Origin of the sequence: Xanthobacter flavus, from assembly GCF_017875275.1 — a bacterium.
Taxonomy (GTDB): Bacteria; Pseudomonadota; Alphaproteobacteria; order Rhizobiales; family Xanthobacteraceae; genus Xanthobacter; species Xanthobacter flavus_A.
In genome coordinates this window covers 980140-993863 of record NZ_JAGGML010000001.1, presented here as the reverse complement: position 1 = coordinate 993863, position 13724 = coordinate 980140, and the positions used below count along the sequence as shown (strand labels likewise).

General features: G+C 67.5%; 12 protein-coding genes and 2 pseudogenes. 3 read left to right on the top strand and 11 right to left on the bottom strand.

What is annotated here, in order from left to right; all coding sequences use genetic code 11:
* Positions 1-150 precede the first annotated feature (150 nt).
* A complete protein-coding gene (locus J2126_RS04830; RefSeq protein ID WP_209484468.1) occupies positions 151-903 on the top strand; it encodes a TetR/AcrR family transcriptional regulator in 753 nt (250 codons plus the stop codon).
* Positions 904-1046: 143 nt separating this feature from the next.
* Here J2126_RS04830 and J2126_RS04825 read toward each other — a convergent pair whose 3' ends face one another.
* The 7 genes and pseudogenes from J2126_RS04825 to J2126_RS04795 all read right to left on the bottom strand — a co-directional run bounded on the left by J2126_RS04825 (position 1047) and on the right by J2126_RS04795 (position 8343).
* Positions 1047-2120, bottom strand: coding sequence for a tartrate dehydrogenase (locus J2126_RS04825; RefSeq protein WP_209484466.1), 1074 nt, complete (start codon positions 2118-2120; stop codon positions 1047-1049).
* A 34-nt stretch (positions 2121-2154) separates the two neighbouring features.
* Positions 2155-3648 carry an NAD-dependent succinate-semialdehyde dehydrogenase gene (locus J2126_RS04820; protein ID WP_209484464.1) on the bottom strand — a complete coding sequence of 498 codons (1494 nt, stop codon included), beginning with the start codon at positions 3646-3648 and terminating at the stop codon, positions 2155-2157.
* 11 nt (positions 3649-3659) lie between these two features.
* Positions 3660-4586, bottom strand: a complete 927-nt coding sequence (locus J2126_RS04815) for a 2-hydroxyacid dehydrogenase (RefSeq protein ID WP_209484462.1) — start codon at positions 4584-4586, stop codon at positions 3660-3662.
* A 28-nt stretch (positions 4587-4614) separates the two neighbouring features.
* Positions 4615-4836: pseudogene (locus J2126_RS04810) on the bottom strand (cupin domain-containing protein); the annotation flags it as partial.
* A 2-nt stretch (positions 4837-4838) separates the two neighbouring features.
* Positions 4839-5513 (bottom strand): annotated as a pseudogene (locus J2126_RS25255) (extracellular solute-binding protein); the annotation flags it as partial.
* Positions 5514-5845: 332 nt separating this feature from the next.
* On the bottom strand, positions 5846-7168 hold the full coding sequence (locus J2126_RS04800) for an MFS transporter (RefSeq protein WP_245327205.1): 1323 nt from the start codon (positions 7166-7168) through the stop codon (positions 5846-5848).
* A 206-nt stretch (positions 7169-7374) separates the two neighbouring features.
* The gene (locus J2126_RS04795; protein ID WP_209484460.1) at positions 7375-8343 is read right to left on the bottom strand and encodes an ABC transporter substrate-binding protein; all 969 of its coding nucleotides are present in this window, start codon (positions 8341-8343) and stop codon (positions 7375-7377) included.
* 358 nt (positions 8344-8701) lie between these two features.
* Between J2126_RS04795 and J2126_RS04790 the strand changes: the two genes are divergently transcribed.
* The gene (locus tag J2126_RS04790; protein WP_209484458.1) at positions 8702-9367 is read left to right on the top strand and encodes a response regulator; all 666 of its coding nucleotides are present in this window, start codon (positions 8702-8704) and stop codon (positions 9365-9367) included.
* Positions 9367-10779, top strand: a complete 1413-nt coding sequence (locus tag J2126_RS04785) for a sensor histidine kinase (RefSeq protein WP_209484455.1) — start codon at positions 9367-9369, stop codon at positions 10777-10779. Before J2126_RS04790 ends, J2126_RS04785 begins: the two co-directional genes overlap by 1 nt.
* Before the next feature lie 2 nt (positions 10780-10781).
* Here the strand turns inward: J2126_RS04785 and J2126_RS04780 are convergent, their stop codons facing one another.
* Genes J2126_RS04780 through J2126_RS04765 form a run of 4 tightly spaced genes read right to left on the bottom strand, consistent with a single transcriptional unit; the run spans position 10782 to position 13555 of the window.
* The gene (locus J2126_RS04780; protein ID WP_209484452.1) at positions 10782-12320 is read right to left on the bottom strand and encodes a cryptochrome/photolyase family protein; all 1539 of its coding nucleotides are present in this window, start codon (positions 12318-12320) and stop codon (positions 10782-10784) included.
* Complete coding sequence (locus J2126_RS04775) at positions 12317-12484, bottom strand: DUF2256 domain-containing protein (RefSeq protein WP_209484450.1); 168 nt, start codon at positions 12482-12484, stop codon at positions 12317-12319. Before J2126_RS04775 ends, J2126_RS04780 begins: the two co-directional genes overlap by 4 nt.
* Positions 12485-12512: 28 nt before the next feature.
* On the bottom strand, positions 12513-13196 hold the full coding sequence (locus J2126_RS04770) for an SDR family NAD(P)-dependent oxidoreductase (protein WP_348634233.1): 684 nt from the start codon (positions 13194-13196) through the stop codon (positions 12513-12515).
* On the bottom strand, positions 13193-13555 hold the full coding sequence (locus tag J2126_RS04765; RefSeq protein WP_209484448.1) for a thiol-disulfide oxidoreductase DCC family protein: 363 nt from the start codon (positions 13553-13555) through the stop codon (positions 13193-13195). Before J2126_RS04765 ends, J2126_RS04770 begins: the two co-directional genes overlap by 4 nt.
* Positions 13556-13724 lie beyond the last annotated feature (169 nt).

Below are 13724 nucleotides of genomic sequence, written 5' to 3'. Positions count from 1 at the left end.
GCAGGGCTCGCAGGGGGCCGTTCCTCCCATCCGCATCGCCAGTGATGCGCCGAAAGGACTTTCGATCATGGGACAGCGCCGCAAGGATATGGACGTGAGGGATTTCGCCGCGCGGAACGTCTCGGACGGAGCCATTCGGCTGGAGAACCGATGACGACCGCCTCATCCAAGCCAGCCGGAGAACGCCGGAAGAATTCGGCACACGAAGAGCCAGCGGACACGGCCAAGGCGGCGAAAAATGCGCGGCAGCGTTCGCCGGGAAAGCGCAACGCCGCCGCCACGCGCCAGCGCATTCTCGAAGCGGCGATGGCTGAGTTCGCCCAGCACGGCTACAGCGGCAGCCGGATCGAACGCATTACGGCGTCCGCCGATGTCAATGTCGGCATGATCTATCATTACTTCGGCAACAAGGACGATCTCTACCTCGCGGCGCTTGAAGCGTCTTACAAGATCATCCGCGACCGCGAGCAGACGCTCGATGTCACCGGCACCGATCCACGATCGGCGCTGGCGGCCCTGATCGAGCTGACGTTCGATTTCCTCAGTACCGATCCGCATTTCGTGCGTCTGATCATGAATGAGAATCTCATGATGGGCCGAACTGCCCAGCGCTCAGCCACGATCCCTCACATGACGCGGCCCCTGCTCGACTCGCTCAGCAATATTCTCACGCTTGGGCAGGAGCAGGACATATTCAAACAGAATGTCGACGCGGAAAGCCTATACATTTCCATTTTAGGGCTGTGCTTCATCCATGTGTCAAACCGGCATACCCTGAGCAGCATGTTCCAGCATGATTTTTCAGAGCCTCAGTGGCTCGACCAGAGAAAATCGATCGTTGTGCAGACGATACTGTCGTTCGTTTCGGCTATCGAAGGGCAGTCAGGATCGATTTCGCCGTAGCACGAGAAGCCCGCGAAACTCTCGTGGGATCGACGCTTGCCGGCTGCCAGATGAGGCTCCGCGACCTCATTGCCGCGGAGCCTTATGATGAGCTGATAAAGGCACGTCTCTCGCGGCCGGCAGGCGCGGGAGGCGACCAGCGGTCAATCGAGAGCGTCGGCGATGGCCTTGCCGCAGGTCTGCGTGTCGGCTGAACCGCCGATGTCGGCCGTGCGCCCCGCGGGATCGGCCAGCACCCGCTCGATGGCGCGCTCGATGGCAGCGGCGGCGTCCACTTCCCCGAGATGCTCCAGCATCATGGCCGTGGACCAGATCTGGCCCACCGGGTTCGCAATGCCACGGCCGGCGATGTCCGGCGCCGAGCCGTGCACCGGCTCGAACAGGGACGGGAAGGTGCGGTCCGGGTTGATGTTGCCGGAGGGCGCGATGCCGATGGTGCCCGTGCAGGCCGGGCCAAGATCGGAGAGGATGTCGCCGAACAGGTTGGAAGCGACCACCACGTCGAACCGGTCCGGGTGCAGCACGAACTGCGCGGTGAGGATGTCGATGTGGTACTTGTCCGTGCGCACCTCGGGGTAGGTCGCCGCCATCGCCTCCACCCGCTCGTCCCAATAGGGCATGGTGATCGCGATGCCGTTGGACTTGGTGGCGGAGGTGAGGTGCCGGTTCGGCCGCCGCATGGCCAGCTCGAAGGCGAATTTCAAGACGCGGTCGACGCCGTGGCGCGACATCACCGTTTCCTGGATCACCAGTTCGCGGGATGTGCCGGGATACATGCGCCCGCCGATGGAGGTGTATTCGCCCTCCGTGTTCTCGCGCACCACCCAGAAGTCGATGTCGCCCGGCTTGCGGCCGACGAGGGGGCAGGGGACACCGGGCATCAGCCGCACGGGCCGTAGGTTCACATATTGGTCGAACTCCCGCCGGAACTGGAGCAGCGAGCCCCAGAGCGAGATATGGTCCGGCACCGTGTCGGGCCAGCCCACCGCGCCGAACAGGATGGCGTCCGAGGTGCCGACCCGCTCTTTCCAGTCGGCCGGCATCATCTCGCCATGGCGGGCGTAATAGTCGCAGCACGCGAAATCGTGCCAGGTGAGATCGAGGCTGAAACCATAGAGCGCCGCCGCCTTCTCCAGCACGCGCACGCCCTCGGGCATCACTTCCTTGCCGATGCCGTCCCCGGGGATGACGGCGATGCGATGGTGTCTTGCGGCCATGGTCACGTTTCCTGCGATTTGTGTGTGGTTGGGGTCAGACGGGCGCTGTAAGGCGCAGGCCGCCCAGGTGGAAAGCCTTGGGCTCCAGATATTCGGCGATGCCGAGATAGCCGCCCTCGCGGCCGAGCCCGGACTGCTTCACGCCGCCGAAGGGCGCGACTTCCATGGATATGGCGCCGGTGTTCAGCCCGACCATGCCGAATTCCAGCGCCTCTCCCACCCGCCAGGCGCGGTGCATGTCCTCGGTGAAGAAATAGGCGGCGAGGCCATAGGGGGTGCCGTTGGCGATGGCGATCGCCTCCGCCTCGGTCTCGAAGCGGAACACCGGGGCCACCGGGCCGAAGGTCTCCTCATTGGCGAGCCGCATGTCGGTGGTGGCGCCGGTGAGGAGGAGGGGTGCCACGAAGTTTCCGTCTTCGTTGGAGGTCACGCTCTGCTGCACCACGCGCGCGCCCTTCGCCAGCGCGTCGGCGACGTGCGCGTGCACCTTCTCCGCCGCGGCGCGGTTGATGAGCGGACCGATGGCGACGCCGGGCTCTGTGCCGGGGCCGACCTTCTGTGCCGCGATGCGCGCGCCGAGGCGGGCGACGAAGGCGTCATGGATGCCGGCCTGCACCAGAATGCGGTTGGCGCACACGCAGGTCTGTCCGGCATTGCGAAACTTGGAGGCCATGGCCCCCTCCACCGCAAGGTCAAGGTCGGCATCGTCGAAGACGATGAAGGGCGCGTTGCCGCCGAGTTCCAGGCTCAGCTTCTTCAGCGTTCCCGCCGCCGCGCGCATGAGATGGGCGCCGACCCGGGTCGAGCCGGTGAAGGAGATCTTGCGCACCGCGGGGTTGGAGGTGAGTTCATCCCCGATGGCGGCAGGCTGCCCCGTCACCACGGAGATGACGCCCGAGGGGATGCCGGCCCGCTCCGCGAGCTTCACCACCGCCAGAGCGGAAAACGGCGTCAGCTCGGAGGGCTTGATGACCATGGTGCAGCCGGCGGCGAGGGCCGGGGCGCATTTGCGCGCGATCATCGCGATGGGAAAATTCCACGGTGTGACGGCGGCGGTGACGCCGATGGGCTCTTCCAGCATCAGGATGCGCCGGTCGGCGCCCGGCGCCGGGATGGTGCGGCCGTAGATGCGCCGGGCCTCTTCCGCGAACCACTTCACGAAGGACGCGCCATAGCGCACTTCCCCCTCCGCCTCGGCGAGGGGCTTGCCCTGCTCGGCCGTCATGATCCGCGCGAGATCGGCGGCGTTGGCGAGGATCAGATCGTTCCATCGCTCCAGAAGGCGTGCCCGTTCGGCGGCCGGCACCGTGCGCCAGGCGCGATAGACGGCCTCCGCCGCCGCGATGGCGCGCCGGGTCTCGGCCGCACCGCAGGCCGGCACTGTGCCTACGGGCCGGCCGGTTGCCGGGTCCTCGACGACGAGCGTCGCGCCTTCATCGGCGGCGCACCACTGCCCGCCGATGAAGGCCGCCTCGACGAGGAGGCTCGGATCGGCAAGTGCGAGCGGGTTTTCAGCGGCGGGGGACATGGCGAGGTCTTTCAATAGCCGCGGCTGCGATCCACGAGGCCGATCATCGGCTCGCCCGCGGCATGGCGGCGGAGATTTTCGAGGAGGCTGATGACGGCGGTTTCCGGCCGGGTGAGGCTCGCGACGTGGGGCGTCAGCAGGATGCGCGGATGGCTCCAGAACGGATGCTCCGGCGGCAGAGGCTCCGGCTCCGTGACATCGAGCACCGCGCCCGAGAGGGTGCCGGCATCGAGGGCGGCGACCAGATCGTCCGCCACCACATGGCCGCCGCGCCCCGCGTTGACGATGCGCGCGCCCGTCGGCATCCGGGCGAACAGGCGGGCATCGAGAATGCCCCGCGTTTCGGCGGTGAGCGGCAGGAGGCAGACGAGAATGTCCGTGCGGGTGAGGAACGGTCCGAGCCCGGCCTCGCCGGCGAAGGTCTCCACGTTCGGGATGGCCCGCGGCGACCGGCTCCAGCCCGCAAGCGGAAAGCCGAACGGCGCGAGGCCCGCGAGCGACGCCTGCCCCAGCGAGCCGAGCCCCATGATGCCGACGCGCCGTTGCGCCGCCGGCGTTTCATAGTGCTGCGCCCAGACGTGCTTTTTCTGCTGGTCGATGTAGGTCGGCAGGTCGCGGTGGAGGGCGAGCACGGCCATGGTCACATACTCGACCATGCCCTCGACGATCCCCGGCTCCACCATGCGCACCACGGGAATCCGCGCCGGGATGCGCGAGAAATCCAGGTGATCCACGCCGGCGCCGGTGGAGAAGATCACTTCGAGGTTCGGGAACGTGGCGGTGAGGTCCACATGCACGTCCCACACCGCGACCCAGCGGATGTCGGCGGGGTTGCCGATGTTCGGCCAGATGCGCACGTCGATGTCGGGCGCCATTTCGCCGATCAGCCGGCGCCAGACTTCGCCGCGGGCGGGATCGGCCATGTAGAGGAGTGCCATGGGACGGACCTTGCTGGATGGTGAGAGATCAGGAAACGGCGACCCATAGCTTGCGGACGGTTTCGATCGTTTCCCAGGTGCCGACGAAGCCCGGCCGCAGCACGAAGGTGTCGCCCGCGCGGAAGCGGCGCGGGGTGCCGCCATCCTCGGTCAGAACCACGACGCCGGACAGGATCGTGCAATATTCCCAGGTCGCGCCCTTGATGGAGCGCGTGACGCCGGGCGTCGCCTCCCAGATGCCGGTGCGGATGTCCTTGTGGCCGGCCCCCAGAAGTCCGCCCAGGTCTGCGGCGCTTTGGCGGCGAATTTCTTCTTGTTGTAGGCGAGCACCGAGGAATAGAACTCGTAGGCCACCGAATAGTGGGTCTTGTACTGCGCCGGCATGGATGCGGCGTTGGGGATCTTCGAGAAGTCGAGCTTCTCGACCATGCCCTGCTCGCCGCCGCGGATGCAGATGGTGGTTGGTGAATCGATGACGTCCCAGATGGCCTTGCCGGTGGCGGCCTGGGTTTTCAGAACCGGCCACGCATCGGGCGCGCTGTCCTGGTTGATGGTGATGCCGAGCAGCTTGGCCGCCGGATTGAGGATGGCCTTGGTCTGGGCCTCGATGCCAAGGCGCTTGAATAGCTCATTCTCCACATAGACGCCGCTCGCGCTGTCCGAGTAGGCGACGGATTTCGCGTTGAGCAAGGCGGTGCGGAGCGCATCTACGATGGAGATGTCGGGCTTCTGCGTGCCGGCGCGCAAGGCAACGCCGATGGGCGAGCGGACGAGATCGACGCGCGACACCTTGTCCAACTTGCCCTGCTCGGTCAGGCCGGTGAGCGCTTCGCCCACCATGATGAGCACGTCCACCGGCTCCCCCCGGTTGAGACGCACCGGAATCGCGTTCTCGGTGGTGCCGATGGACGGCCCATAAGCGGTCAAAACTTGAGCTCGGTCTCGCGCTCGAACTGCGGCACCAACTGCTTGTAGGCGGCGGAGAGGCCGCCCGAGATCATCACCCGCACCTCATCGGCCTGCGCCGAAGCAGGCAGGGCCAGTGCAAGGCCGACCAGAAGCGTGCAAACCCCGCGTGTCGCGATGTTCTTTCCTCCGATGTGATTTTATCGATTTGATCCGGCCCGTCGACCGGGCCCGAGCCATGTTCAAGGCGCTTGGCGTAACGCAGCCTGAATCGGCATTCGGGGGGCGGGCGGATTGCGGGCGCCTTGAACCGATAGGTGGGCGCGACGCTCGGGAGCGTCGCGTCCTTCCGCTTAATGTCGCACGAGCGGCGTGCTGCGACCGCGATAGATGAGGATGGTGGCGATGAGGCCCGAGGCGGCCGCCGCCATAAGCCAGAAGCCGGGCGCCGCACGGTTGCCGGTCATGTCGATCAGCCAGGTGGAGACCAGGGGCGTGAACGTGCCGAAGAGAGCGGCGGCGAGGGCGAAGGCGAGCGAGAAGCAGGTGGTGCGCACATGCGCTGGCACCTCTTCGGACAATGCCGCCACCATGGCGCCGTTGTACACGCCGAAGCACAGGGAGAACCACAGCTCCACCATCAGCATCTTGTTGAAGGTCGGCTCCACCACCAGCCACGCGAGGGCGGGATAGGCCGTCACCAGCGCCAGGATGGCAATGGCCAGCAGCACCGGACGACGGCCCACGCGGTCCGAGATGGCGCCGCCGATGGGCAGCCAGATGAAGTTGGTGGTGGCCACCAGCAGCGTGACGAGAAGGCTGTCGGTGATGGACAGCTTCAGCACGTTCCTGCCGAAGGTGGGAGTGTAGACGGTGATGAAATAGAAGGTCACCGTGGTCATGGCCGTCAGCATCATGCCCAGCAGCACGATCCGCCAGTTGGCCAGTATCGCGGCGAAGACTTCGCGCTGGGTCGGGTGCTTCTTCTGCTTGAGGAACTCGGGGGTTTCCTCCAGCGTGCGGCGGATGAAGAAGATGAAGGGGATGATCGCGCAGCCGATGAAGAAGGGAATGCGCCAGCCCCAGGCGGAGATGGTCTCGGGCGGCATCAGCTGGCTCAGCGAGAAGCCGATGATGGCGGCGAAGAAGATGGCGACCTGCTGGCTGGCCGACTGAAACGAGGTGTAGAAGCCCTTGTTTCCCGGCGTCGCGATCTCGAACAGGTAGATCGAGACGCCGCCCAGTTCCACGCCCGCCGAGAAGCCCTGCAGCAGGCGGCCGAACAGCACGATGAGCGGCGCCGCGATGCCAATCTGCGCATAAGTGGGGCAAACCGCGATCAGCACCGTGCCGGCGGCCATGATGCCGAGGGTCACGATCAGGCCCTTGCGGCGGCCGATGTGATCGAGATAGGCGCCGAGGACGATGGCGCCGACGGGCCGCATCAGCGCGCCGAGCCAGAAGGTGGTGAAGGTGAGCAGCAGTTCGGTGACTTCATTTCCGGTGGGGAAGAACGCCTTGGAAATGGACGTCGCGTAGAAGCCGAACAGGAAGAAATCGAACTGCTCGAGGAAATTGCCGCTCGTCGAGCGCAGGATGGCTGCGGTCCTCGACTTGATCGCAGGCACGCCTGCGGTCGCGGTGGGTGGAACGGCGGCTGCCGAAGGCCCGACCATGCGTTGTCTCCCATGCCGGCGCAGCCGCTCGCGGCGTTTCTGCGCTGCTTGTTGTTGCTTCGTCCGGCCGCCTGCAGCCCGCCAGTCTCTGGCGGAGACCTAGCGCAGCCCATCGCATGGCGGCATCGGCGGGAGCCTAGGGGGGAGAACCTGTCAAGAACCTGTCACGTCCCGCGCGACGATCGTCCGGCGCGCGCGGCGGTCGATCATTGCCCTTCCAGGGCCTTGCGCCATTCGCGGAAGAAGATGCGGCGCCTCGACTGGTCCTGGTAGGCCAGAAGCTCCGGCCCCACGTGGATGGGACGCAGCCGGGCGGGATCGGCGCCCCCTTCGGCGGGCGGTGGCATGTCGAGCCGCACCGTGCCGAAGGCCCGGCGCGCGAGATCCTCCTGGCCTTCGCGGGACAACAGGAAGTCCAGGAAAAGATGGGCCTGTTCGGGGTGCGGCGCCTGCTTGGGAATGAGCGCGATGCGCGTCATCACCAGCGTGTAGTCCTCGAAGGCCACGACGCCGATGGCGGGCTCCTCCCGTGCCCGTGCCCGCGCATAGGAGGAGATGGTGTTGTAGGCGAACAACTGGTCGCCGTCCGACACGCGATCGAGCATGGTGTGGGCGAAGGAATAGAGTTTCGGCGCGGTCCGGCCCAGCGCCCGCACCAGTTGCCAGGTGTCGGCGGTGATGCGCACGTCGCTGTTCCAGAACAGATAGCCGGTTCCGCTGCGCTCGGGGTCGTAAGCCGCGATCTTCCCCCGGTAGGCGGCGCCCTTCTCGCGCAGGAGGCGGATGAAATCGGCATGGGTGCGCGGCACGTCTTCCGGTGGAACACGCATCTTGTTGTAGACGAGGACGATCGGCTCCGCCGTGACCCCAAAGGCCTCGTTGCGCCATACCGCCCATGGGGGCAGGACGGCCGCGGCGGCGGGTTCGTGGCGGGCGGCGTAGCCGTCGTTGACGAGCTTGATCTGGAGATCCATGGCGGAACTCCAGGCGAGATCGGGACAGGGCCGCGCCTCGTTGCACTCGACCACGTCGGAATAGATGTCCAGCGAGTTCTTGTGCCGGTAGGTCAGCTTGATGTCCGGATAGCGTGCCCGCCAGTGTTCCAGCAGTTCACCCATCTCCACCGGATCGATGGAGGACAGGACGGTGAGCGCGCCGGCGGTTCCGGTACCCACCGAAACCTCGTCCGAGCGCAGGGGTTGTGCTCGGGCCGGGCCGGCCGCCGCTGCAACGAGGGTTGCGGCCAGCAACGCCGCACGGAAAAGTCCCGCCGCGAAGGTCCGGGCCTTACGCCGCCGCGCTGCGGGACTGCGCCGCGCGACAGACATGGCGCTCCGCTCCCCATCGCCGCTCACCGGGGCCATCCACCCGCCTCCCGCACGCACGTCCGCCCCGTCTCTTGAACTTGCTTCCGTTCGCCGGTCTACATTATGCGATGCGACCGGTGTGGTCACGTATGGGGCATCCTTCCCGCTCCGAGACGGGGGCGTTCACGCCTTGCGGCCAGCTGCAATCCGGCCGGGAGACGTCCTGATGCGTATCCTCATCGTAGAAGACGACCGGGCGCTGGCGAGCGGACTGAAGCGCTCCCTCGCATCCCTCGGCTATGCGGTCGATCACGAGGCCGATGCGGCCGATGCGGTCGGGTTGGCGACGCGCGAGGCCTACAATCTGGTGGTGCTCGATCTCGGCCTGCCCAACGGCAGCGGATATGACGTGCTGCGAGCGATTCGCCGCGCGGGCCTCAAGACGCCGGTAATGATCCTCACCGCCCGCGACCATGTGAGCGAGAAGGTGAAGGCGCTGGACCTCGGCGCAGACGATTACGTGAATAAGCCGTTCGCCCTCGCCGAGTTCGAGGCGCGAGTGCGGGCGCTGGTGCGCCGGGGCTTCGGTGTCAGCGACGCCGTTCTGGAATTCGGGCCGCTGCAGTTCGACACCGCGCAGCATGTCGCGCGGCTCGAGGGAAACCCGCTCGATCTGCGCCGCCGCGAGCTTGCGGTGCTGCACCTTCTGCTGTTGCAGGCTGGCAAGCTCGTGCCCAAGGCCAGGCTCATCTCGGAGGTGTTCGGGCTCGACGATGCGGTGGGCCCGAACGCACTGGAGCTGTATATCGCCCGCCTGCGCAAGAAGCTTGGGGAAAGCGGGCTGCGAATCCGCACCGTGCGCGGCCTCGGCTACATGCTGGAGAAGGACTGATGCGCGCCACCCGCCGCTCGCTGAAGCGCGCGGTTCTCCTCAACCTGCTGGCGCCGGTGCTCCTGCTGGCGGTGGCCATCGGGGCTGGCGGCTACCTCACCATCACTTCGGTGGTGGAAAGCTCCCACGATCGCCTGCTCGACGGCTCCTTGATGGCCATCGCCGAGCGGCTCGCGGTGGAGAGCGGCGAGGTGGTGGTGGACATGCCGCAGGTCGCGCTGGGCATGCTCGAAACCAAGACGCAGGACAATGTCTATTACCTCGTCGCGACCGACGCCGGGCCGGTGACGGGCTATCCCGATCTGCCCCTCGGGCGGATGCCGGCGGTGGAGCCCGGCCAGCCCGCCCATTGGGACGAAACCTATCGCGGCAATGCCGTGCGGGTCGCGGCGGTGTCCCGTCACGTCTATGGCGTCGAGGCGCCGGTCATCGTCGCCGTCGCCGAGACCCGGCTTGCCCGCAACCAGCTGCGCAACGAAATGCTGCGGAACCTCGGCCTCGCGGAAGCCGCGCTCATCCTGGCCATCGCGGTGCTGGCGTGGGTATCCGTCGAGCGCGGACTAATGCCGCTCGTCGATCTCAGCCGGCAGATCGACAACCGCGCCGTCAGCGACTGGCGCGACCTGCGGCCGCTCGATCTGTCCGATGTGCCGCAGGAGGCCGTGGCGCCCGCCACCGCCATCAACGCCATGTTCGAGCGCCTGCGCTCGGCGACGGAGCTTCTCCGCCGCTTCACCGCAGATGCCTCTCACCAGATGCGCACGCCGCTTGCGATCGTGCGCGTGCATGTGGATCTCCTGCGCCGGGAGAGTTCCGATCCCGAGCTGCGCGACACGGCCTTGGCCGAGCTGGATCAGGGGGCGGAACGGTTGGAGCGGCTCATCACCCAGTTGCTCACCCTCGCCCGTGCCGACGAAAGCGCCGTGGCGGCGGCGGGCGGCACGCCCTGTGACATGGGCGAGGTGATCGAGCACGTCATCGCCGACCGCATTGCGGGCATTCCGGCCGACACGCAGATTTCCTGCCTCATCCGGCATCGGCCCCTGCCGCTGGTGTCGGACACCGTGCTGCTATCCGAATTGCTGGGCAACCTTCTGGACAATGCGGTGAAGTATTCCGGCGCCGGTGGTCAGGTGGTCCTCTCCGCCCGGCGCGAGGACGACATGGCGCTCGTGACCATCGAGGACAGCGGGCCGGGCATTCCGGAGGCCGAGCGGGAGCGCGTGTTCCAGCGCTTCTATCGCGTGCCCGACCGGCCGGACGTGCCCGGCAGCGGCCTCGGCATGTCCATCGTGAAGGTCATCGCCGAACTGCTTCATATCTCGATCGCCCTCGACCGCAGCCCCGATCTCGGTGGTCTGCGCGTGACCCTGCGCGCGCCGCTGGCACCGCTCTCCCCCATCCCGGTCTGACCTCACCCCCAGTCTGTCGGAAGGCCGTCCAGGAAGACGCGGGCCGCTTGGACGATCTCGGCCCGCTGCGCCGCCGGCATGCGGGCGAGGGTGCGGTAGGGCATCGCCATGCGCGGATTGGGCGAAAGCACGTCCGTGTTCTCGATCAGGAAGTTCCAGTAGAGATAATTGAACGGGCAGGCGCCCGGCCCGAGCTTCACCTTCGGATCGTAGCTGCACCCGGTGCAATAGTCCGACATGCGGTGGATGTAGGCGCCGGAGGCCGCATAGGGCTTGGAGCCGAGGCGCCCGCCGTCCGCGTGCATCACCATGCCGTGGACGTTGGGCAGCTCGACCCATTCATAGGCATCGGCGTAGACGGCGAGGTACCACGCCTCGATCTGTGCGGGCTCGACCCCCGCCAGCAAGGCGAAATTGCCGGTCACCATCAGCCGCTGGATGTGGTGGGCATAGGCATGGCGGCGGGTCGTGCCGATGCATTCCGCCATGCAGCGCATCGGCGTGTCGCCGGTCCAGTAGAGCGCGGGCAGGGGGCGGGTGGCGTTGAGGTGATTGCCGCCGGCATAGCCGGGCATCTCGGCCCAGTAGATGCCGCGCACGAATTCCCGCCAGCCGAGGATCTGGCGGATGAAGCCCTCGACCGCATTGATCGGCGCCGCGCCATCGCCCAAGGCCTCCACCGCCCGGTCGCAGGCCTCGCGGGCGGTGAGGAGGCCGCAGTTCAGATAGGGCGAGATCAGGCTGTGGAAGAGGAAATCCTCGCCCGCCTTCATGGCATCCTGATAGTCGCCGAAGCGGGGCAGGCCGACGGCGATGAAATCGTCCAGCGCCAGCAGGGCATCCGCGCGGGTCACGGCCCATCCGAACGGTTCAAGGTCGCCGAAATGGGTGCCGAAGCGCGATGCGGTGAGCGCCAGCACCTCCCGCGTGATCGCATCCGGCGGGAAGCGCCGGCGCTCCGGCACGCGCGTGCCACGGGGCAGGGCCTTGCGGTTGTCGGGATCGAAGTTCCATTGGCCACCCACCGGCGTGTCGCCGTCCATGAGGTAGCCGGTGCGGCGGCGCATCTCGCGGTAGAAGAACTCCATGCGCCCGGTCTTGCGGGCCCGGACCAGCGCGGTGAAATCGGCGCGGGAGCAGAAGAAGCGGTCGTCAGCGCGGATCTCGACCGGGACGGGCAGGGACTGCGCCCACCCCCGCATCATCTCCTCCACCCGCCATTCCCCGGGCTCAGTGACGATGACGCGCTTCGGCACGTGGCGGGCGACGGCGCGGGCGAGTTCACCGGTAAAGTCCTGCGTGTTGTCCGGATCGTCGAGGCGCACGTAATCCACGCGGATACCCTCGGCGCGCAGGGCCTCGGCGAAATGGCGCATGGCGGACAGGAGGAAGGCGATCTTCTGCCGGTGGTGCGGCACGGCGCGCCCCTCGGCCTCCACCTCCACCATCAGCACCGTGTCGCGGGCGGGGTCGATGTCGACGAGGGCCGAGAGGTCGCGGGTGAGCTGATCGCCCAGCACGAAGCGCAGGTTTCCGCTCATGTTCGCCCCTCAGTCTGCGGCCCGCTCTTGGCAACGCGGCAGCGGTCCGAGCAATAGAGCACCCGGTCCCAGTCGCGCGCCCATTTGCGCCGCCAGGCGAAGGGCCGGCCGCAGGCGCGGCAGGTGCGGGTGGGCAGCTCGGCTTTCTTGCGCATGCGCGGCATGGCGGACCTGTTCGGCGGCGCGGGTGGATCAGAACGGAAGCGGCTGGCCGTGGCGGTCGAAGAAGCCGCCGCTGTCGTCCGGCCGCAGCCGCGCGAGACCCGCGAGGATGTCGCGCGCTGCCGTCTCGGCTGTGAGCGTGTCGAGCCCGGTCTTGGCGAAGGGGCGCGACAGGCGCGTGTCCACGGTTCCAGGATGGAGGGCGACGCAGATGGCCCGGGGATGGGTCCGCGCCAGCTCAATGGCGGCGGTGCGCACCAGCTGGTTCAGCGCCGCCTTTGAGGCGCGGTAGCTGTACCAACCCCCGAGCCGGTTGTCGCCGATGCTGCCGACCTTGGCGGACAGCGTGGCAAACACAGCGGGCGCATCGCGTGGCAGGCGGGGCAGGAAATGTTTCATCAGCAGCGCCGGGCCGATCGCATTGATGGCGAAGGCGCGGGCCATGGCGGCCGGATCGATGGCACGCAGCGATTTTTCCGGCTTGAGGTCGGCATCGGAGAGAAGTCCGGTGGCGTCCAGCACGAGATGGGGTGTGCCAAGCTCGGCCACCTGCGCGGCGGCCGCGGCGATGGACTCTTCCGCGCACAGGTCGAGCGATGGCGACGAGTGCCGCGACAACCCCACCACGGCATCGAACGCGCCGGTCGCGTCTAGCGCCCGCGCCAGCGCGGTGCCGATGCCGCCGCGCGCCCCGATCACCACGGCGAGCCTCACGCGCGGTCTCCCTCAAGGCGCCGGGCAAGGCCCTGGAGGCGCGGGCGGATGCGCAGGAAGGCGATGTAGGTCCGTTCCAGCAGCGCCAGAACGCGCGGGTTGCGCGCCGCCCGGCCAAGCCAGCGCAGCCGGGGGATCTGGCGCCACATGGCGGCGAAGGCCGCCGCGCCGGAGAGAAGCTGGCCATCCTCGCTGGCATGGAAACGCGCCAGCATGGCGCCTTGATCGAGTGGGCAGCCCGTTCCCGAATGCAGATCGACGAAGGTGATCCGCGCGTCCCGGTCCAGTCGCCGCATGAGGGCGATCTCGCGCCGACAGAGCGGACAGGCGGAATCGTACCAGACCGTCACCGCGGACATGGCGTGGCTCCCTCGCGACAGGCAGCGTTCGCCGGGAAGGCGCGGATCATGCGGTCAACTCGATCGGGACGCAGCGTGGACATCGCAAATGGTACGACCGGCTGCGGCGGGCGGATCGTCCGGGCGACGATTTTCGTGCCGCCGTAAGCGACCGAGCCGGCGACAAGCC

Bases quoted from the DNA above. Each gene is read 5' to 3' on its own strand.
- J2126_RS04830 (WP_209484468.1), top strand. From the start codon at position 151: ATGACGACCGCCTCATCCAAGCCAGCCGGAGAACGCCGGAAGAATTCG.
- J2126_RS04825 (WP_209484466.1), bottom strand. From the start codon at position 2,120: ATGGCCGCAAGACACCATCGCATCGCCGTCATCCCCGGGGACGGCATC.
- J2126_RS04820 (WP_209484464.1), bottom strand. From the start codon at position 3,648: ATGTCCCCCGCCGCTGAAAACCCGCTCGCACTTGCCGATCCGAGCCTC.
- J2126_RS04815 (WP_209484462.1), bottom strand. From the start codon at position 4,586: ATGGCACTCCTCTACATGGCCGATCCCGCCCGCGGCGAAGTCTGGCGC.
- J2126_RS04800 (WP_245327205.1), bottom strand. From the start codon at position 7,168: ATGGTCGGGCCTTCGGCAGCCGCCGTTCCACCCACCGCGACCGCAGGC.
- J2126_RS04790 (WP_209484458.1), top strand. From the start codon at position 8,702: ATGCGTATCCTCATCGTAGAAGACGACCGGGCGCTGGCGAGCGGACTG.
- J2126_RS04785 (WP_209484455.1), top strand. From the start codon at position 9,367: ATGCGCGCCACCCGCCGCTCGCTGAAGCGCGCGGTTCTCCTCAACCTG.
- J2126_RS04780 (WP_209484452.1), bottom strand. From the start codon at position 12,320: ATGAGCGGAAACCTGCGCTTCGTGCTGGGCGATCAGCTCACCCGCGAC.
- J2126_RS04775 (WP_209484450.1), bottom strand. From the start codon at position 12,484: ATGCCGCGCATGCGCAAGAAAGCCGAGCTGCCCACCCGCACCTGCCGC.
- J2126_RS04765 (WP_209484448.1), bottom strand. From the start codon at position 13,555: ATGTCCGCGGTGACGGTCTGGTACGATTCCGCCTGTCCGCTCTGTCGG.